An 18,277-nucleotide genomic window follows, 5' to 3' on the forward strand; every position below is an offset into this window, starting at 1 on the left:
TGCGCAGCTGGCCTGAAGCGCCGCCCGCGTGGCGGTAATCGCACGCGTTGGCACTGATCGGGCCCTTCGGCCTGCTTGATTCCATTGGTGCCGGGATCGCGCACCCTGGCCTGCACACCCCGGAGTGCCGGCTGCAGCGCCAGACCCTCAGCGCGGGCGCTTCGCGAAGGTTCGTTCCCCCGCGCCGGCTACTAGTACTCCACGATGCTCACAGCAACGCGTTGATAAGCGGCACGCTGGCCAGCGACAGAACGATGCCGACGCCGACGATGCGATTGGCCAACGCCGGCGCCAGGCCGTGCTGTTGCGCGAGAATGCCGGCGGTGATCATCGGCGCCATCGCCGCCTGCAACACGGCGACATCGGCTACCGGCGCGCTCACGCCGCGCCAGGCCAGCACGGCCCAGACCAGCGCCGGCGCCGCCAGCATCTTCCAGCTCAAACCGGCCGCCATACGCCCGACATCGCCCCAGGAGGCGCGCAACTGCAGCTGCAGGCCTACCGAGAACAGTGCCAGCGGCGTCAGTGTGTCTCCGAGCCGCGCCAGCACCGGTATCAGCAGTTCGGGAATATCCAGCGCCAATGCACGCAATACGACTGCCAGTGCGAGCGCGATAAAGGCCGGAAAAAACAGCACGCGTCGTGCAATGGCCGCCGGCGCCACGCGCGTGCCGGCGTACCAGGCCGCCACGACCAGCCCGAAGGTCGACAGCAGCAGGAAGGTGCCGAGCTGATCCGCGACCACGGCCACGCCCAGAGCCTCATCGCCACGAAGCGCCTCGATCAAGGGATAACCGACGAAGGCGGTGTTGCCCAAACCGCAAGTCAGCACCAGCGCACCAGTCTCGCCACGCGTCCAGCCGCAGAGCCGACCCATGCCCACCATCGTCAGCCAGGCACCGAAGAAGACCAGCCACATCGCCGCCGCCGGCCAGAGCAGTTCCACGGTCCAGCTCAGCGCCGTGACCTTCAGCACGATCAGCGGCGGCAGCGCAATGTTCATCACCCACCAGTTCAATCCCGCGACCAGACCCGGCGGATGCGGCAGGCGCACCACCAGGGCGCCGGCGCCGATGCAGACCACGACCAGAAGCAGCTCACTCACGACGCCGCCCGCAGCCAGTCGCCGAAAACCTTGCGCGCCGCGCACTCGGCAGCCGGCGCCCAGCGCTGCGTCTCGGCGCGCAAGGCGCACGTGTCGATGCCTTCGCGCTGCAGCTGACCGTGGTGGCCAATCAGCCAGTCCTCTATGGCCGACGCCGGCACCTCCAGATGGAATTGCAGCGCAAGCACCGGCTTGCCCGGCAGATCGAAGGCCTGGCAGGGGATCGCCTCGGTGGTCGCGAGCGCACGCGCGCCTTTCGGCAACGCGAAGGTATCCCCATGCCAGTGCAGCACCGACTGCGCACCGATGGCTGCCAGCGGGCCGCCGCCTTCGACAAGCTGCAGCGGCCACCAGCCAATGTGCTGTGCGCCGCTTTCGCGCACCGGCGCGTCCAGCGCCGCAGCCATGAGCTGCGCGCCCAGACAGATACCCAGCGTCGGCAGCCCGGCCGCCAATCGTGGGCGCAGCCCGTTGATGGATTCGGCAACACAGGGATGCGCCTCGCTGTCGCCGACACCGATGGGACCGCCGAGCAGCACCACCGGCTCCGGTGTCAGCCAGGGAAAAGCAGAGGCCGCGAGCGCCGGCGCGCGGTGATAGCTGTGCGCGAAGCCGAGCCCTCGCGCGACCTCGGCAATAACGCCGAGATCCTCGAAAGCGACATGGCGGATGGCATGCAGGCGCCGCATACGCGCCTCAGGTAGCCCGCCGGCGCGCCAATCGCCTGGCATGTCGAGAACATTCAGACATGTTCTTAGTCCAATATGATGCGGTGCAACAAGCAGGAAGGTGCCACAGCAGCCTCCGAGGCCCATGGCGACGGCATCTGACGCACATGGCCGCGCCGGAGGCTTTCGCGCGCAGCGGCATTAGATCATGCCATCGGCGCTTTGGGGGATTTACTTGCGAGCCATTCCCATATAATAGATCCAAACGGAATCACCACCAGGATTCACTGATGCAAAAGTTTCTTAACGAGCGTGTTCTGAGCGTCCAACACTGGAGCGAGGGCCTGTTCAGCTTCACGACAACCCGCGACCCGAGCCTGCGCTTCGAAAACGGCCAGTTCATCATGGTCGGCCTGCAGGTGGACGGCAAGCCGCTGATGCGCGCCTACTCGGTAGCCAGCGCCAACTGGGAGGAAACGCTGGAGTTCTTCAGCATCAAGGTGCCCGACGGCCCGCTGACTTCGCGCCTGCAGCATCTTCAGCCGGGCGACGAAGTCCTGCTGAGCAAGAAGCCCACGGGCACACTGCTGATCGACGACCTGCACCCTGGCAAGCGCCTCTACCTGCTGGCCACCGGTACGGGGCTGGCGCCCTATCTCGCCATCATCAAGGACCCGCGCACTTACGAGCGCTTCGACACCGTGATCCTCTGCCACGGCACGCGCCGCGTCGCCGATCTCGCCTACCGCGAGTATCTGGAGAACGAACTGCCGCAGCACGAACTGCTCGGCGAAACCATCCGCGAGCAGTTCCGTTACTTCCCCACCGTCACGCGCGAGGACTTCCAGCACCAGGGTCGCCTCACGCAGCTGCTGACCGACGGCACGATTCCCGAGGAGTTCGGCCTGCCGCCGCTCGACCCGTCCGAGGATCGCATCATGCTCTGCGGCAGCCCGGCCATGCTCGACGAGTTCCGCACGATCCTCGACGAGCGTGGCTTCCGCGCCTCGCAGCACATCGGCGATCCGGGCGACTACGTCTTCGAGCGCGCCTTCGCCGAGCACTAGTAAGGCTTGCCGACCTGGCGGCGTTCCCGCAGTCTCGGGGAATGCCACCGCGAACACCCGACTCCGCCGCCACACGACCTGCCCCGCCGGCCCTGCCCACGATGCTGCGGCTGGCTCGCCAGCAGCTGCGGCGACGATTGCGACGTGTCCACAACACCCAACCCGCCCCCGGCGCGTTCCGTCAGCGTCTGAGCAAGGCCGTCGAGAAGCTCGGCGACGAGGTGCACGCACTGCACTGGGCGGAGCTGCCCGCCGGCAGCGCGCGCTGGACGACGGTAACCACTCTGCCCGCAGGTAGCGAAGTCACACTGCTCGCCGCGGGCGAAGCGCGCCTGTCGCGCCTGCTCCGCATCGGCGCCGGCCCGAAGGCCGCGCTTTGGTACCGAATGGACGGCGGCGACGCGCACAAGATTGCCGAGAACGGCCATAGCCTGAAGCTCGATCACGACACCCGGATTGAGCTGATCGCCACCATACCCGGCGAGTTCGCCACAAAGGAAGGCGAGTTCGGCCCTGAAGTGCCGCGCGCCAAGGTCAGCGGAAAGCTGCTCGCGGCAGTGGTGGTCTGGCGCCGCGATGCCGAGACCGGCTTGCGCGCGGCACTGGCACACGAGCAGAGACTCTTCGCCGTCGCGGCAGCCCGCCCCGAGCGCGCCACACCCCCGGGCAACTGGCGCTACCTGTGGCGCCTTGGCGAAGGGCGCATCTATGGTCCATGCGACGAGGCACCCGAGGCGCTCTGCTGCCATACCGAAGCCGACGTCGGCATCCTCCAGCATCCGGTGTCGCTGCCGCTGGACGATAACCTGCGCCTGCGCTGGCAATGGCTAGCCGAACAGCTGCCCTCGACGCTGCCCGAGCACACCCAACCGACCCACGACTATCTCTCCATCGCCGTCGAGTTCGACAACGGCCTGGATCTGACCTATATGTGGAGTTCCGGGCTGGCCATCGACACCGTCTTCCAATGCCCGCTGAGTTGGTGGGACCAGCGCGAGACGCACTGGGTTATCCGCAACGACCCGAAGGAGCTCGGCCAATGGCTGAGCGAGGAGCGCCATCTGCTCGCCGACTACCACGCGGCCATCGGCGGCACGCCGCCGGAGCGCGTGGTGAGCGTATGGCTGATCGCGAACTCGCTCTTCCAGCGCGGCGTAGGCGCCTGTCGCTACCGCGACATCGCGCTGGTCGACGGCACCGACGCCGTCACGCCGGTACCCATCGGCTAGTTATTGCAAATAGAAATCGTTCTCATTATTGTGAGGTTCCGTCCTATGGAGCCTTGCCCATGTATTTCCTCTGCCGCCATCACCGCGAGAGCCTGATCCGCGACCACGACGCCGATCAGCTTCTGACACTGTGGTTCGAATGGATGAGCAACGGCGGCCTGCACTACGCGCTGGACAGCCTGCGCCAGGCCATCCCCTACATCGGCTGCGCCTTCGAACTGATGAGCGAGGCGCTGGGTCGGGAACGCGTCGCCGCGCGCGAGGCCGTGACCCGGCTGACGCTGTCCGGCATCTACCTGGCTGACAGCTTCGAGCGCTACGGCGACGCCGAGAAGGCCCGCTTCAGCCTCAGCCGCACCTTCCAGCAACTCGGCGGCCAGCTCGACGGCGAAGCCGGCCCCTGGGCCGAACAGTGCATGCAGCTGCTGCTGCGCCCCGAACGGCACGCCGGCTTCTTCCAGAGCTATCTCAACCTACCCATCGCCGGACGCGAGGATGCCGCCACTCGGCTGCACTGAGGGCGCCTCAGATTCAACGCTGCGCCAGCGCCTCCACCATCCAGAAACGATCACGCCCCCAGGTACTGAAATCGCCCCAGCGATAGCTGGGTACGCCCCACAGCCCGGCCTCGAAGAGGGCGCTGCGATTGATCTCGGCGGCCTCCAGGTCCATGCCGGCGGCGAGCTTTTCGGCCACGCGTGTCCAGGCGATCCCCGCCCGCTCGCAGACCTGACGCAGGCCGTCGTCGGTGGCCACGTCGATGGCCTCGGCCCAGACCGCGCGGCTGGCCGACACCAGGAAATCGAGCTGCTGCTCGACCCCCTTGGCGAGCTGGAAGACGGTCAGGCAGCGTTCGGCGCCTGCGCCAATGGGATCGGCGATGCGACCGAAGGGCAGGCCCAGGCGATCGGCCTCGCGCTTGACGTCGCGCACTATGTAGAGCCGCTTGCGCGATGGCACCTTCATGCCGCGCATGGCCATGGGCAACACCGGCCGCACGGCCAGCGGCGCGCCCAGCCGTGGCAGCGCCTCACGAAGCGCCTCTGCCGCCAGATAGGAATAGGGGCTACGGAAGCTGAAGAAGAACTCGATGGGCGCCTCGCCTTGCGGCGGCGCAGGCAGGCGGGCTTTTGTCGCGTCGAAGCCCAGCAACGGTGCCTCGCCTTCGAGGGCGCCGCGGGCGCACAAGGCCGCTTCCAGCGGCGCCATGCGATCCACACCCCAGAACCAGTCGCCGGCGAGCTGCCACATGCCGGGCAGATAGTGGCCGAGCCGCGCGCGGCGCTGGCCGTTGGCGGCTAGCAGGCGCTGGGTCTCTGCCTCACCCAGCCGTTCGCCAGTTGGCAGCGGCTGGCCGCGGAAGAGGGCGTCCGCTACCACCGCCTCGCGCTCGGCGAAGGCGCGCGGCTCAGCAATGCCGGCGAGCAGACGGGCAGCCTCGAAGCAGGCTTGTGGCGGCGGCATAGTGGCCGCCTCCGGAAAGTCCAGACCGTAGGCCAGCGCAATGCGCTCGGCATCGCGCAAGGCGAAGCCGCGCTGCTTGTCGGCTTCCGGGTAGAGCTCGGCCTCCGGCTCGCCAACCACGCGCACCGTCAGCGGCAAGCGCACGCGCTCAGCCAGTCGTGGCAGACACCGCGCGGCCAGATGTGAATGCGGGTCGCCGGGCTCGTAGTACAGCTCCAGCGTCGGCGGCCGGCCCAGCAGCGGATCGAGGCCGCGCGCACGCAGCCGCTGCAGCGGGCCGGGGCCTTGCACGAGCCGCTGGGCGACGGCCGCGCGCAGCCTTGTCCTTAGCGCGCTCATGCCGACACCCCCTGCGCGTCGATGGCCTCGAGGCAGCCCGCGGTCTCCAGCCAGGGCGCGATGCGCTGGCGGCTGCCTGCATCCAGGCCGGCGAAGGCCTCGCGCAGCGCGCTCAGGCACTTCACCTGATAGCGGAAGGGCGCCTGCGCGTAGCGTCGCCCGCGCAGCTGCACGGCCATTTCCTCCTCGCCGGCCTCCCAGGCACGGGCATTGGCCGCCAGGAAGGGCAGATAGTCGCGGCCCACCAAACCCAGCAGCGCAGCGATGGCTGGGGCGGGCTTTGCCCCGGACTCACGCCAGTCGCCTTCCACGCCGGAGGCATCGTCCATCGCGCGCAGCCAGACGTCCAGTCGCGGCGCCTTTTCGCGCAGGACCGCCTGCGGCGTCGGATCGGTGGCCAGCATCTTGAGCTGGCCGTAGAGCGCGAAGTCGGCCAGCGACGGCCGGCTGCCGAAGAGGAAGGCGGCGCCGTTGAGATGCGGCTCCAGCGCCGCGAGCAGATCGGCAAAGCTTTCCTCGATGATCGGCGCGTTGTCGGACGTGCAGCCCACCAGCGCCATGCGCCCCTGCTGGCGCTCACGCATATAGGCCATGGCCTGCGCACGGCGGTTGGCGTCGGCGCCCGGCTGGTGTTCGTCGACGATCCAGGCCTGCGCGAAGTCGGCGTCGGCCGCGTAGTACCAGCGGTAGTGGAACATGATCTTCGTGACCCACTCGTCGGCGAAGTCCTCGATCAGATGACAGAGAAAGGCGTCGGCGGAATCGGCCGGCACCACCGAGCGCGCGCCGTGGCGCGCCTCCAGCGCGTGCGCAAGCGGTGTCGAGTCGACGCGGTAGTCGGTCTCCTCCGGGAAGCGCAGCATCGGCACGATCTGCGGCTTGACGTGCGCGATCTCGGCCTCCACCGCCACCGTGCGCGGCACCCAGACGTGGGAAATGCGCCGGTAACGCAGCAGCGCGCGCAGCTTGTTGGAATAGGGCGAGGGCGTGCTGCCGATGAGGCGGTAGGGCGCGGTCATGCCGTCTCCTTCTTCGAAAAGGCTCAGTTCGAGGGGCGCAGATAGATGGGCGAGGACCAGGCGCGCTGGGCGGCAGGCGCCAGGCAGTCGTCCTCGGCGGGCGTGCGCGGGTCGCCGTAGCAGGGGTCGACCGCCACGCATTCGCCCGCGGCATTTGTCTCGCAGCGCAGGTTGGCGGCGTTGATGGTGGCCTGCTCGGCCTGCAGCGCGCGCACGTAGTAGATCGTCTCGCGGCCGGCCTCCGCATATTCCGGGTCGCTGAAGCGCACGGTGCAGCCCGTGCCGTCGCCGGGGCAGTCCAGCACCTTCCACGGGTCCTCGATCAGCTCGCCGACGGGTTCGTCGGGGTCGGTCTGTGGCCGAATGCGCACGACCTCGATGGCGGTGATGGGGTACCTGGTGTCGCCGGGGTGGTAGCACTCGCCCCCCGACAGCTTCTGCAATCGCTCGGCGCCGAGGCGCGCCACGACATCCTCCGGGCAGCCGTCGCGCTGCTCGAAGGCACCGAGCGCGCGCACCTCGAACTCGGGAACATCTCCGCGTCGCAGGATGCTGCCCATCGGCTGGCGCGCATCCGCCTCGATCAAGTCGAACCAGAGCAGGATGCGCGGTCCCGACGTGGCGTAGACCTCGCGCCGGTTGATGGCGTCCCAGATCGCCTCGCGGTCGCGCCCGATGCTGTGCACGGCCATCAGCCCGCCCGTGTAGAAGAAGGAAGCCTGGCGCTCGGACTCGTTGACCTGCAGGAAGTTGTAGGCGGCGTTGCCCGGGTCGAAGGCGCGCGAGCCGCCCTCGGCCGCGTCGGTACGCGCGGCGTCGACGAAGACCTTCTGCGCCAGCGGATTGTGCGCGCCGTAGGTGTCGGTGACGCTTTGGCGGTCGACCTCCTTGAAGCCATGGCCGGGGCGCGCGTTGTGGTCGTCGCTGGAGCCGACGAAGCCGAAGCGCAGCCCGAAGGGGTCGCCGTCCTCATCAGATTCGTCGAAGTTGCGCTTGGCGAGGATGTACTGCACGGAGCCACCCGGCCGGTGATTCAGCGGGGGCTGGAAGCAGTCGCGGCACTGACCGGCGTCCAGCCAGTCGGCCGCGTCTGTGCCCGGTACGACCAGATGCCCGGCACGGCCGGCCTGCACGTAGCGCTTCTGCGCGCGGGTGACTTCGGCCTCGCATTCGGCCGATTCTGGGGCATCGCAACGGCTGCGCACGATCTGCCCGGCGCGGCGGCAGCTCGGCAGATAATCATCGGTAGCCTCCGGACAGGCCAGCTCGCCGTCAGCGACGCGCGTGGCGGCACGCCAATCGCGGTAGGGCTCGGCGTTGCCGTGGCCGGAATAGACCTCGATGAGCTTCTGGCGCTCGGCGTCGGCGTGCTCGGGCACGATCTGCTTGTCCCAGTCATAGGCCGGCGGGGTGTAGAAGCCCCAGGTGGTGCCGTGCGGCACCACCTGCACCGGGAGATCCCAGTCGGCCAGCTTCGCCAGCAGCACCTCCGGCGTAGCGGCCAGCTCCATGCAGTCGGCGGGCAGCTCACGTACCGGCACGCCGTCTTCACAGGGCGACACCGCGCGCAGCTCGGCGGACTTGCGGCGCTGGTCGAACTGCCGCTGCCGGCTGCCGGGGCTCACCAGATAGGGCCCGATGTACTTCTCGAAGGCGGAGAGACTGTCCTGGCGCATGGCGTCGAAGGCGACACCGGCGGCAGCGATCGGCCGGGTCGGCGTACGGTCTTCGTCGTCGTGCAGCAGGAAGATGTTGCGGTGGCCGTAGTGCGTCTCGGCAGTATTGCCCATCTGCGTCCATTCCCAGCCGAGGAAGGTCACTAGATCGGGGTTCGCCGGGTCACCGGCGGCGGCATTGCAGGCGCGCACTGTGTCGCGGATCAGCTGCCAGTGCCGCGGCGTCAGGCTCTCGGCGTGGTCGGTGTGCGCCCAGAAGTCGAGCTGCGCGACGAAGCGCGCGTAATCGCAGGCGTCGGCCGGCGGGTGGACACCCTCGCCACCCAGCACGGGCAGGCTCCAGGCGAAGGCGTCCATCGAGAAGGTGGTGTGCGCGTGCACGTCGCCGAAGAGGATCTGTTTGGTAGCCGGCGCATCCAGCGTCTCGCGCGCTGATCGCTGCCGGGCTTCGGCCTCCGCCACGCCGACGTGCTGCGCTGCCGTGATGGTGCCGGCCTGTTCGGGCTCGCCGCGACTGTCGATGGCGATGAAGCCGAACGCGCCGCCCAGCAGCGCCCCCACGACCAGCAGCGCAATAATGAATCCCCGCATCGCGCACCTCCCCGTTTTGTTCTATATTTTTTACATCATGTCATATTCTAAGGCCATGTCGCCGTCCTGCTTCCGCGCAGCGCGATGACCGCAAGCACGAACAGCCCCCGCATGACACGCTGGCTGATCGTCGGGCTGATCACCGGCCTGGCCATCGCCATGATGGGCCTGATCCGGGAGCAAGCGCCAGCCCCGCTCCCCGAGGACCTCATAGCGCGCGCCGCCGGCCAGGACATCACGCGCACCGACTACGAAGCCGCACTGCGCGCTGTCGCCGCCGACAAGCGCGGGCCATTGACCGCGGCGGACCGGCGGCGCGTGCGCGAGCAGCTGGTCAACGAGGCCCTGCTCGTCGCCCACGGGCGCGATCTCGGCCTGGTCGAGCGCGTGCCGCGGCTGCGCGACACGCTGGTCGACGAGGTACTGGACAGCCTGCGCGCCGAGGCCGAGTCGGAGCCGGTCCTTGAGGCAACGCTGCGCGCCTACTACGCCGACAACCGCGCGCGCTTTGCCGGCCCCGATCTGCTGCAGCTGGATGCGTTGCGCTTCCCCGACGAGGCGAGCGCACGGGCTGCTTCCGAAGCGCTGTCCGAGGGCAGCGACATGGCCACGGTCGCGCGGCGCGAGGGGGGCACGCGCCTGCCCCTGCCCGACGGCCCGCTGCCGGCCGCCAAACTGCGCGACTACGTCGGCGCCAGCGCCGCCGAAGCCGCGACGCGGCTCGAAACCGGCAAGCCGAAGCAGATCGTCACCGAGGCCGGCACCCATCTGCTGCTGCGCCTGGAGGCGCGCCAGCCGGCCCCGGAGCCGGCCTTTGCCGACATCGCCGACAGCCTGCGTCAGGCCATCGTCCGCGATCGCGCCGAGGCGCTGATGGCCGAGCGGCTGGCTGCGCTGCGCGAGCGCTACCCGGTGCAGCGCAGCGATGACCCGGACTAGGCGGCTCGCCGGCGCGCTGCTGCTGAGCCTGCTGGCCGGCGCGGCCGAGGCCCACACGCGCAGCGTCTCGCACGGCTTCTGGGAGGTCACCGGCAGCAGCGTCGAGGCGCGGGTGGTCATCCCGCTGCTGGAGATCACGCGCATGGGCATCCGGCCGGAGACCCCGACAGGCCGCGCCCGCGCCGGCGAAGCGTTGATGGCGGCGCTGCGCGTGCACGACGCCGAAGGCGTCTGTGCATCGAGCGCCCGCCTGCCACCCGAGGTGCGCGACGGCAATCTCATCCACCACTGGCGCGTCGATTGCGCGTCGCCGCCGCGCATGCTGGCGAGTGGCCTCTTCGCGGGTAGTGCCATCGCGCATACCCACTTCGCCCGCCTGCAAGCCAACGGCGAAGAACCGGTAAGCGCCGTGCTGAGCCCGCGCCAGCCAGAGTGGCGGTGGCAGGCCAGCGCAAGCACCGCACCCGGCAGCTTCGGTGCCTTCGTCGCCCATGGCGTCAGCCACATCCTCACCGGCTGGGATCATCTGCTCTTCCTGCTCGTGCTGGTGGTACTGGCGCGCTCGCTGAAGGAGGTGGTCGTGCTGGCCACCGGCTTCACCCTCGGTCACAGCGCCACGCTGGCGCTGGCCGTGCTCGACATCGCCCGCCCCGCCGCGCCGGCCATCGAGGCCTTCATCGCGCTGTCCATCGTGCTGATAGCGCTGGAGAACGGCGTGCGTCTGGACACACGCAGCCGCGGCTTCGCGCTCGCCGCCGCGACGGGGCTGCTGGGGCTGGCCGCGCTGTCGCCGGTGATGGCGCCGACGGTGGTGGCCGGCCTGGCGCTGGCCGGGCTGTGCTACACGGCGCTTCTGGCGCGCGACGCGCCGGGGCTGCCCCTGCGGCTGGCGCTGACCGCAGCCTTCGGACTCTTCCACGGCTTCGGCTTCGCCGGTGAGCTCACGGCGCTGGATCTGGGGCCGGCGCTGCTGCTGCCCGCCCTGCTCGGCTTCAATCTGGGCGTCGAGGCGGGCCAGCTGCTGATGCTCACCGCCATCTGGCCGCTGCTTCTGCTGCTGCGCCGCGCGCGCCTGCCGGCTGCGGCTGCTGCCAGCAGCATGGCCGCCGGCATCGGTGTCTACTGGTTCGTGCTCCGCCTCTTCGGCTGAGCCTCAGCGCCCCGCCGCGCCGCTGGCATTCAGGACCGGCCCGAGCAGGCCGCCGGGCGCGCGTTCGGCCTGTTCGGCGGCGCAAGCCGCGAATATCTCTGCGGCATCGCCCCCGGCGGCCTCGAAGGTCGCGCGGCTGCAGTAGGTCGCCTGCGGGAAGTAGTCGCCCATCACCGCGTCCGGATCGGTCCCGCGCGGCACGTTGTGGATGGCCTCGGCGAAATCGTCGGCGGGCAGCATGTGCCGGTAGATCAGGATGCCGTCCTTGTAGATGCCGCCCCAGGGCAGCCAGGCGATACCGGCATCGGCCACCGCGTTCCCGGGCCGGTCGGCGGCATCCGACACCGCCACGGTGAAGAAGCCTTCCGCGTCGAGTGGCGCGTCGCGGTCGATGACGCAATCGACGAAACGCTGGGTGGCGAACTCGTTCTGACAGACCGACCAGTAACGCAGGTTGGGCCGCGCACCGCTGCTCGCCGCCCGCGCATCGCCGGGAAAGGTGGGCGCACGGGCGCGCAGCAGATAGATATCGCCGAAGGCACGATCGAAGCCCGTGGAGGTGTAGGCGTTGTGCACATTGCTGAGAAAGCCGCCGCCTCCTGCGGTCTGCTCGGGGAGCGCATCCGTCAGCGGCAGCTCGGCCGGCAGCAGGTTGCCCAGGACGGCCAGCGCGGTATCGGGCAGCCCGTAGAAGACGCGCGTGCTGGGCGGAGAGGTCGCCAGCGGCAGATTCAGCCCGAGGGCCTGATCCACGGCATCTGGGTAGTCGGCGCCGACGATGAGATCGTTGAGCGGCACGCCCGGCAAGAGCCCGAAGGCATTGGGCAGCGGCGCCTCCTCGCAAGCGCCCAGCGGCAACAGCTCGTTGCTGCCATCCGTGGTCTCCAGCGCAAGCTGAGGCAGTCCGACACCGCCCTTGAAGTCCTCGAAGTCGGCCGGCACATAGGTGCGGTAGAGCATGGCCGTCAGCGGATTGGGCAGCCCCGGGCCGAGATCGACCTGGCCGGAATAGATGCTGTTCGGCGCCGGCTGATCGGGCCGTCCGGTGAATTCGACGAAGGCCGTATAGCCCGCACCGGGTCCCGCGTCGGGATTGCGGAATGGGTTGCGGCCGGCCTCATCGGGGGCGATCTCGACGTCGGCAATGGCGTCGATGGGGCGCAGCAGCGGGTCGTAGACGTTGAAGGAGAAGTAGCGCGCATCCGGATAGCGCCCGTCGATGCGCAGCCGGGTGCCCGGAATGTTCGGCACCAGCGCGAGCCAGTAGCGCGCGCCGGCATCCGGAAAGGCGACATTCGTCGTCTCGATGTCCGATACCGCCAACCAGCTGCAGCCGAGACCGGCGCGCGGCTCGGTGCCGTCGGGCGGTGCCGAGGCGACAGGCGCGCCGTCGCCAGCAGTAACGGCGCTTCCGTTGCCGCAAGCGCTCAGCAACAGCGCCGCGGACAGCATCAGCGCAGCGCGCGCGATGGCAGTGAACATGCTCGCCTCCTCGTGTTTTCTTACATTCTGCCCAATTCGGACGTCGCCGGGAGCGGCCCGTGTCGACAGCGCGCTGTTCCGCCCCTTAAGCTCGCGCCATGCCACGCCAATCCTCAGAATCCGCGCGGGCCGCCGCCGGCGCGGGCCGCAAGCGCTCCTATCTTCGCCGCGGTGAGCGCAAGCAGATGCTGCTCGACGTTGCCGCCGGCGTCGTCGAGGCACAGGGCTGGACGGCGCTCAGCATGAGCGCGCTGGCGACGGCTGCCGGTGTCAGCCGGCAGCTCGTCTATCACTACTTCCCGAATCTCGAGACGCTGATCGCCAAGACGGCGTGGCACATCTTCAACGACACCATCGAGGGCACGCGCGCCTCCATCGCGGCACACCCGGGCAATCTGCGCGAAGCGGCCGAAAGCGCCGAGGCGGTGACGCTGGATCTGCCACCGGGCCGCGGTGACGCGCTCTGGCAGCTCATAGCCGGAACGGCCGGCGCTACGCCCGAGTTGGAGCGCATCCGCCGCGGCATTCGCCAGCTGGTCGCGGAAACCTGGCAGCCCTCGATGGAGAGCGAGCTCGGTCTTGAAGGCGAGGACGCCCGCGCCGGCAGCTGGATGATGGTCATGGCCTTCTGGGGCATGCGCCAGCTGGTACGCGACGGCGACCTCAGCCGCGAACGCGGCACGGCCATCTTCAATGCGCTGCTCGATCGTCTGACGCGGACGCCCGAAAGCTAGCGCGCTCAGTTCCGCGGTTGGCCGAGCAAGGCCACGCGCAGCGACTGGCGGTGCCGGCCGGCCGTCACCGGCAGCGGGGATGTCGCCGCCGTGCCGGGATCGATCGCCCCGTCGGCGTGCAATGCCCCCAAACCGCCGTGCGGCGCGAACAGCCTTTCGACGCGCTCGCGCGCATCGACATCGAGCGCGGCGAAGCGCTGCTGCAGCGCATGGCGGCAGGCAACGCGATAGTGATGCGTGACGGTGCCGCGAAGAGCAATGCTCGCTCCCTGCCAATCGAAGCGCCGCCGCCCATCGCGGAAGGCCAGCGCATTGGCGTGCAGATAGGGTAGGTAGTCGCCGGCGATGCGCGCCCACAACCGCTGCCATTCCGGCGCATCGGGCCACTGCCAGCGCGGCGAGTGTTCCGGTTGCGGTGTCTTCCACAAGCGCGCCAGCCATTCGGCGACTGCCGGCGCGCGCCGGCGCATGACCTCGGCCGGGTCCGGGTCGTTGCCGAAGTGCCGGAACATCGGCCCGCAGTAACCGAAGTCGGCGACGCTCGGCGTATCGCCGAGCAGGAAGGGCTGGCGCCGGAGCACCGCCTCCAGCAGATCCAGCTCCTCAAGATAGAGATCGCGCACGACCTGGGCATTGCCGCGATCCATACCATCGCCCCACAACCAGGTACGGCGCTGGCGCCAGGCGAAGAAGCGCGCAAAGGCTGCCTTCGGTACGCCCGGCAGGTCGACGCTCTCGGCGATGCGCCGGCCCAGCGCCAGGCGCGAGGGCATCGGCTCCCAACGCCACCACATCGCCGGGCGCCACAGCCATTCGTCGGCGTAATCCTCGATCAGCGCAGAGACAAAGGCTAGCGCCGGATCCGCCGGCTGGAAGCAGGGCGTCGGGTGCTGGACTTCCAGCCAGGCGATGGTCGGCGTGGTGTCGAAGAGCCAGCGGCCGTCGTGCAGCGCGACGGCCGGCACCTTCTTCACCCCGGTGGCGGCATGGATCCGCGCAAAGGCGCGCGCGTCGACCTCCACCGGCTCGTAGGCGATTCCCTTGGCGCGCAGATAGCACTCCAGCTTGCCGCTGAAGTAGGAGATGTCCATCTTGTAGACGGTATACGGCGCGCGCCCGCTCATTACGCCAGCTCGGCGCGCAAGCCCTTGCGCTGCAACGGCGGGCCCCAGTCGCGCGACAGCGCATCGGCCGCACCCTGGCTCGCCAGCCACGCATCGACCTGCCCGCGGGCGGTGTCGTCGAGGCTGCGATAGGCCGCCTGTACCCGTTGCATCATCCACAGCGCGTAGGGCATGGCGCCGCGTTCAAAGCTGGTCTCGCCCATCGGGAAACGCACCGCTTCCATCATGCGCGGCAAGCGCCCGCGCTCTATAGGCGGCCGTTCAGCGTACGCAGCCACCTGGTCGCGAATGCCCTCGAGCATGGGTAGAAGCTCCCGGAAGACGGAGGCGACGACCGGTGCCAATGTTTCCGGCAGCGCGTCATCGGCGAGCAACGCGCCACTGCCGGCTTCGCCGCCGTGCGCACGCGCGATCCAGGCCGCCAGCTCCGGGCGAGGAGCGATCAGTTCGCGCTTCGGCCACGGGTCGCGGCCGAGATGCGCATAGAGCGGGCCGGCCAGCGCGAAATCCGCAAGCGTCGGCCGCCCACCTAGAAGATAGTCGTGGCGCGTGAAATGCGCCTCAAGCGCGTCGAGCATGGCCTCGGTCCAGGCTTCCATGATCGGCTGCTGTGCAGGGGTGACACCGACGCCGGGCAGATAGCTCTTCAGCAATCTCGCCGAGCGCTGCGCCACACGCCGGCCGATGAAGGCCGGCGCCCAAGGCAGCAGCGCGCGACCGGCTTCGGTGAGGAAGAGCCGCTCGTTCTCGGGATAGGACCAGCGGTAGTGCATCGCCGGCGGAATCCAGTACTCGTCGGCCCACAGCTCGATCATCATCGCCGCCATCTGCTGCACCGGAGTGTCCGGCATGACGGGGAGCTCGGGGTGGCGACGCTCCAGCTGCTCGATGATCGCGGTAGTGTCCTGCAACCATTCGCCCTCGGGCGTCACCACCACCGGCATGGCCGTGGCGCCCGTCTTCTTCGGGAAGCGCTTCAGCAGCGTCCAGGCGTTCACCGCCACATCGTCGAAGGGGATGCCCTTGTAGCGCAGATAGGCGCGCGCCTTGCCGCTGAAGTAGGAGAGATGCCAACCGTAGAGGCGATAGGTGTTTTTCATGCTGTTACCGGAGGTTGTTCATGCCTTGATGCTTGGCTCCATTGGGGAGCGTCCCGCCCTCTTGCTCCGCGAAGCGGCTCGCAGAGGATGGCCTAAGAACCGTTTCGCTCGCGGGTTCCGCGCCTCGTAGCGACAGCGCTATCAGATGCAGCCGCGCGACTGGCGCGGGGTACTTTGGTTCCGGCCAAAGTACCCAAAGCCATGGTGCCCGCCGGGTGGCCTGCTCCAGCTTCGCCGAAGCAGGTACCCGAGGCGGGCGCCGTGCTCGGAGCACGCGCGAACAGGCCATCCCTGGCCTGGTCGCGCTCGCTCGGCATCCTTGCCTCGCGACTCCTGCGCGCGACGCCCGCCTCGGCCACCCTAAAAGGGCACGGATCGCACTGGCTCGCCGCTTCGCGGCGTCGCCATCGGGTGATCGCCGTGCAAAAAAGCGGCGCGCCCTGCGGGATTCATTTGCAGCATCGACAAGCATCACGAATCAGAAGGCAATCAGCGAATCAAAGAGGATCCCATCGTCTTCGGCCGGCAGATGCACCCATAGCCCGTCGGCACCAACCTCTACCCGCCCGTCGTAGGCATCGGCGACGCCTTCGAGGAACAGGCTCTCCAGCATCCGGCTCGGCAGCTGCGGAACGATGTGGTAGTAGACCAGCGCACCGACACCGGCCTGCTGCGCGATCTCGGCGGCCTCCACCGGGCTGGTGTGGTAGTCGAGGATGTCGCGCGTGATGGTCGCGAAACGGGCGTTGCCGGCCGCCTCGGCGGCCTCGGTAAGCACACCGACCAGCCCCGGATGTAGCGCCTCGTGCAGCAGTACATCGACGCCCTCGGCGAAGGCCGCCACCGTCGGCGAAGCCGTGGTGTCGCCGCTGATCACCACCGAGCGGCCGCGGTAGTCGAAGCGGTAGCCCACCGCCGGCTCGACCGGATCGTGGCTCACCGGAAAGGCCATCACGCGCAGCCCGTCGGCCGCGTAGACCTCGCGACCCGCCGCCTCCGGCATCGCGAAGGGCTGCGCAGTGGCGCCGGCTCCCGACGGCGGCACGACCGCCGTCCCGTGATGCGCGACGCGGTAGCCGAAGTCGTGGGCGTAGGCGGCGTTGAAGCCGTCGACGATGGGGGTCACGCCCTCGGGCGCGATCACGGGCAGCGGCGCGTCGCGCCCGCCGCCGGCCCAGCGCTGCAGCATCAACTCGCCGAGGCCGTCGATGTGATCGGAATGGAAGTGCGTCAGCAGCAGCGCGTCGATGGCGCCGGCCGGCACCTGCATCGGCCCGAGGTTGCGCGGGCTGCCCGAGCCGACATCCACCACCAGCAACGTCTCGCCGGCCTGTACCAGCACACAGGGGCCGGCGCGGCCGGGGTCGGGCAGGGGTGCGCCGGCGCCGCAGAGCGCGACGTTGAGGCCGCCGGCCATTTTCGCCAGACCCTCGCCCGCGAGCGCAGCCATGGCCTGGCGCTTCATGACGCCGCGCAGCAGCTGGTCGCCGAAGAAGTGAAGGCCGATCCCGGCGATCAGCGCCAGCCCCAGGATGCCGATGAGCAGCTTCTTGATCATGCGGGTTCTCCCTATATCAGCGATTCGCCGCGGCGCCGGCACGCGCCAGCGAGCGACGGAACAGCGCCGGCGCCCAGCGCTTGCCGAGATAGCCGGCGCGCGCGTCGCGGCCCACCACCAGCAGCGGACGGTCGGCAGCCGCGGCCGCCAACGCGCGGCGCGCTACCGTCTCGGGTGTGAGCTTATTGCGCGCGAACCACCGCGCGATGCCCTTGCGCGTGCGCGGGCTGTCCATGCGGCCGAAGAGCGCCAGCTTGTCCGCAATGGGCGTCTGCACGAAACCCGGGCAGACCGCCGTCACACCGATACCCAGGGCGGACAGCTCGGCGCGCAGACTCTCGCTGAGCGCCACCACCGCCGCCTTGGTGGCGCCGTAGGCGCTCATGCCGGGGAAGCCGACCAGACCGGCGGCCGAGGCAATGTTGAGGATGTGGCCGCCGCCCCCACCGGCCTCGGCGCGGGCGCGCATCGCCGGCAACAGCGTCTGCAGCACGCCCACCAGACCGAGGACGTTGAGCGCGTGCAGACGTTGCCATTCGGCCAGCGGCGTCTCTTCCAGCAACCCGGCGCTGACGATGCCGGCGCTGGTGACGACGAGATCGGCCGCCTCGCCCATCGCCGCTACCGCCGGCACCAGCCGCGCGCGATCGGCTTCCTGCGTGACATCGGCTGCGAGCACCGCCACCTCGGCTGCCCCCCGAGTGCGCAGCGACTGCGCCGCACGCTCGAGTGCGACCGGATCGCGCGCCACCAGCAGCAGGCGCGCACCCTGCGCCGCCAGCCGCTCGGCAATGCTGTAGCCGATGCCGCTGGAACCGCCCGTGATGACACAGAGCTTGCCCCCGAACGTCCCCGTCATCCCTCGTCTCCGAAAGCGGCCTCGGCGCGGGTCTCCGCCCTACTGGTACCGCGGAATCGGTAGCTTGCAATTATTTTTTACATGTTGTCAAATATAGGGCGTGCGCCTATGCTACTGCGCGTTTACATAACGTCCAATTTCCGGAATAGTGCTGGCAAGGGGAATGGCGGCTT

General features: G+C 69.2%; 16 protein-coding genes. 6 read left to right on the plus strand and 10 right to left on the minus strand.

Annotated features, from left to right (window positions below; all coding sequences use genetic code 11):
- Positions 1–208: 208 nt before the first annotated feature.
- Positions 209–1,105, minus strand: a complete 897-nt coding sequence (locus tag U743_RS13025; protein WP_198022034.1) for an AEC family transporter — start codon at positions 1,103–1,105, stop codon at positions 209–211.
- Positions 1,102–1,836, minus strand: a complete 735-nt coding sequence (locus U743_RS13030; protein WP_052368137.1) for a glutamine amidotransferase-related protein — start codon at positions 1,834–1,836, stop codon at positions 1,102–1,104. Before U743_RS13030 ends, U743_RS13025 begins: the two co-directional genes overlap by 4 nt.
- 224 nt (positions 1,837–2,060) lie before the next feature.
- Here U743_RS13030 and U743_RS13035 point away from each other — a divergent pair, with 224 nt between their 5' ends.
- From U743_RS13035 to U743_RS13045, 3 genes are all read left to right on the plus strand, one after another.
- Entirely contained in the window at positions 2,061–2,840 is a 780-nt protein-coding gene (locus tag U743_RS13035; RefSeq protein WP_408607404.1) for a ferredoxin--NADP reductase, read from the plus strand.
- A gap of 101 nt (positions 2,841–2,941) precedes the next feature.
- Positions 2,942–4,069, plus strand: a complete 1,128-nt coding sequence (locus tag U743_RS18210; RefSeq protein ID WP_052368139.1) for a DUF3047 domain-containing protein — start codon at positions 2,942–2,944, stop codon at positions 4,067–4,069.
- A 59-nt stretch (positions 4,070–4,128) separates the two neighbouring features.
- Entirely contained in the window at positions 4,129–4,587 is a 459-nt protein-coding gene (locus tag U743_RS13045) for a hypothetical protein (protein ID WP_043768852.1), read from the plus strand.
- Positions 4,588–4,600: 13 nt separating this feature from the next.
- On the opposite strand, the gene U743_RS13050 is transcribed toward U743_RS13045, so the two are convergent.
- The 3 genes from U743_RS13050 to U743_RS13060 are packed head-to-tail and all read right to left on the minus strand — an operon-like array spanning position 4,601 to position 9,158.
- Positions 4,601–5,872: a DsbA family protein gene (locus U743_RS13050; protein ID WP_052368140.1), complete on the minus strand. Its 1,272-nt coding sequence runs from the start codon at positions 5,870–5,872 to the stop codon at positions 4,601–4,603.
- Positions 5,869–6,891 carry a glutathione S-transferase C-terminal domain-containing protein gene (locus tag U743_RS13055; protein WP_043768853.1) on the minus strand — a complete coding sequence of 341 codons (1,023 nt, stop codon included), beginning with the start codon at positions 6,889–6,891 and terminating at the stop codon, positions 5,869–5,871. The genes U743_RS13050 and U743_RS13055 overlap by 4 nt, the downstream gene beginning before the upstream one ends.
- 23 nt (positions 6,892–6,914) lie before the next feature.
- The gene (locus U743_RS13060; protein ID WP_043768855.1) at positions 6,915–9,158 is read right to left on the minus strand and encodes a DUF3604 domain-containing protein; all 2,244 of its coding nucleotides are present in this window, start codon (positions 9,156–9,158) and stop codon (positions 6,915–6,917) included.
- Positions 9,159–9,269: 111 nt separating this feature from the next.
- Here U743_RS13060 and U743_RS13065 point away from each other — a divergent pair, with 111 nt between their 5' ends.
- Together U743_RS13065 and U743_RS13070 are read left to right on the plus strand one after the other, a co-directional pair.
- Positions 9,270–10,097, plus strand: a complete 828-nt coding sequence (locus tag U743_RS13065; protein WP_198022035.1) for a peptidylprolyl isomerase — start codon at positions 9,270–9,272, stop codon at positions 10,095–10,097.
- The gene (locus U743_RS13070; protein ID WP_043768858.1) at positions 10,084–11,247 is read left to right on the plus strand and encodes a HupE/UreJ family protein; all 1,164 of its coding nucleotides are present in this window, start codon (positions 10,084–10,086) and stop codon (positions 11,245–11,247) included. Before U743_RS13065 ends, U743_RS13070 begins: the two co-directional genes overlap by 14 nt.
- Before the next feature lie 3 nt (positions 11,248–11,250).
- Here the strand turns inward: U743_RS13070 and U743_RS13075 are convergent, their stop codons facing one another.
- On the minus strand, positions 11,251–12,729 hold the full coding sequence (locus tag U743_RS13075; RefSeq protein WP_043768860.1) for a hypothetical protein: 1,479 nt from the start codon (positions 12,727–12,729) through the stop codon (positions 11,251–11,253).
- Positions 12,730–12,827: 98 nt separating this feature from the next.
- Between U743_RS13075 and U743_RS13080 the strand changes: the two genes are divergently transcribed.
- On the plus strand, positions 12,828–13,463 hold the full coding sequence (locus U743_RS13080; RefSeq protein WP_043768861.1) for a TetR/AcrR family transcriptional regulator: 636 nt from the start codon (positions 12,828–12,830) through the stop codon (positions 13,461–13,463).
- Positions 13,464–13,468: 5 nt separating this feature from the next.
- On the opposite strand, the gene U743_RS13085 is transcribed toward U743_RS13080, so the two are convergent.
- The 4 genes from U743_RS13085 to U743_RS13100 form a co-directional block, all read right to left on the minus strand.
- Positions 13,469–14,587 carry a glutathione S-transferase family protein gene (locus U743_RS13085; RefSeq protein WP_043768863.1) on the minus strand — a complete coding sequence of 373 codons (1,119 nt, stop codon included), beginning with the start codon at positions 14,585–14,587 and terminating at the stop codon, positions 13,469–13,471.
- Positions 14,587–15,687, minus strand: coding sequence for a glutathione S-transferase family protein (locus tag U743_RS18215; protein WP_052368143.1), 1,101 nt, complete (start codon positions 15,685–15,687; stop codon positions 14,587–14,589). Before U743_RS18215 ends, U743_RS13085 begins: the two co-directional genes overlap by 1 nt.
- Positions 15,688–16,165: 478 nt before the next feature.
- Positions 16,166–17,245 (minus strand): MBL fold metallo-hydrolase, encoded by a 1,080-nt coding sequence (locus U743_RS13095; RefSeq protein WP_043768864.1) that lies wholly within the window; start codon positions 17,243–17,245, stop codon positions 16,166–16,168.
- Between the two features lie 16 nt (positions 17,246–17,261).
- Positions 17,262–18,104, minus strand: a complete 843-nt coding sequence (locus tag U743_RS13100) for an SDR family NAD(P)-dependent oxidoreductase (protein ID WP_043768866.1) — start codon at positions 18,102–18,104, stop codon at positions 17,262–17,264.
- Positions 18,105–18,277 lie beyond the last annotated feature (173 nt).

Origin of the sequence: Algiphilus aromaticivorans DG1253, from assembly GCF_000733765.1 — a bacterium.
Classification (GTDB): domain Bacteria; phylum Pseudomonadota; class Gammaproteobacteria; order Nevskiales; family Nevskiaceae; genus Algiphilus; species Algiphilus aromaticivorans.

What these genes read in the sequence shown, in the direction of transcription:
- U743_RS13100 (WP_043768866.1), bottom strand. Translation starts at nt 18,104, where the DNA reads ATGACGGGGACGTTCGGGGGCAAGCTCTGTGTCATCACGGGCGGTTCC.
- U743_RS13030 (WP_052368137.1), bottom strand. Translation starts at nt 1,836, where the DNA reads ATGCCAGGCGATTGGCGCGCCGGCGGGCTACCTGAGGCGCGTATGCGG.
- U743_RS13080 (WP_043768861.1), top strand. Translation starts at nt 12,828, where the DNA reads ATGCCACGCCAATCCTCAGAATCCGCGCGGGCCGCCGCCGGCGCGGGC.
- U743_RS13070 (WP_043768858.1), top strand. Translation starts at nt 10,084, where the DNA reads ATGACCCGGACTAGGCGGCTCGCCGGCGCGCTGCTGCTGAGCCTGCTG.
- U743_RS13050 (WP_052368140.1), bottom strand. Translation starts at nt 5,872, where the DNA reads ATGAGCGCGCTAAGGACAAGGCTGCGCGCGGCCGTCGCCCAGCGGCTC.
- U743_RS13055 (WP_043768853.1), bottom strand. Translation starts at nt 6,891, where the DNA reads ATGACCGCGCCCTACCGCCTCATCGGCAGCACGCCCTCGCCCTATTCC.
- U743_RS18215 (WP_052368143.1), bottom strand. Translation starts at nt 15,687, where the DNA reads ATGAAAAACACCTATCGCCTCTACGGTTGGCATCTCTCCTACTTCAGC.
- U743_RS18210 (WP_052368139.1), top strand. Translation starts at nt 2,942, where the DNA reads ATGCTGCGGCTGGCTCGCCAGCAGCTGCGGCGACGATTGCGACGTGTC.
- U743_RS13075 (WP_043768860.1), bottom strand. Translation starts at nt 12,729, where the DNA reads ATGTTCACTGCCATCGCGCGCGCTGCGCTGATGCTGTCCGCGGCGCTG.
- U743_RS13060 (WP_043768855.1), bottom strand. Translation starts at nt 9,158, where the DNA reads ATGCGGGGATTCATTATTGCGCTGCTGGTCGTGGGGGCGCTGCTGGGC.
- U743_RS13045 (WP_043768852.1), top strand. Translation starts at nt 4,129, where the DNA reads ATGTATTTCCTCTGCCGCCATCACCGCGAGAGCCTGATCCGCGACCAC.
- U743_RS13095 (WP_043768864.1), bottom strand. Translation starts at nt 17,245, where the DNA reads ATGATCAAGAAGCTGCTCATCGGCATCCTGGGGCTGGCGCTGATCGCC.
- U743_RS13085 (WP_043768863.1), bottom strand. Translation starts at nt 14,587, where the DNA reads ATGAGCGGGCGCGCGCCGTATACCGTCTACAAGATGGACATCTCCTAC.
- U743_RS13065 (WP_198022035.1), top strand. Translation starts at nt 9,270, where the DNA reads ATGACACGCTGGCTGATCGTCGGGCTGATCACCGGCCTGGCCATCGCC.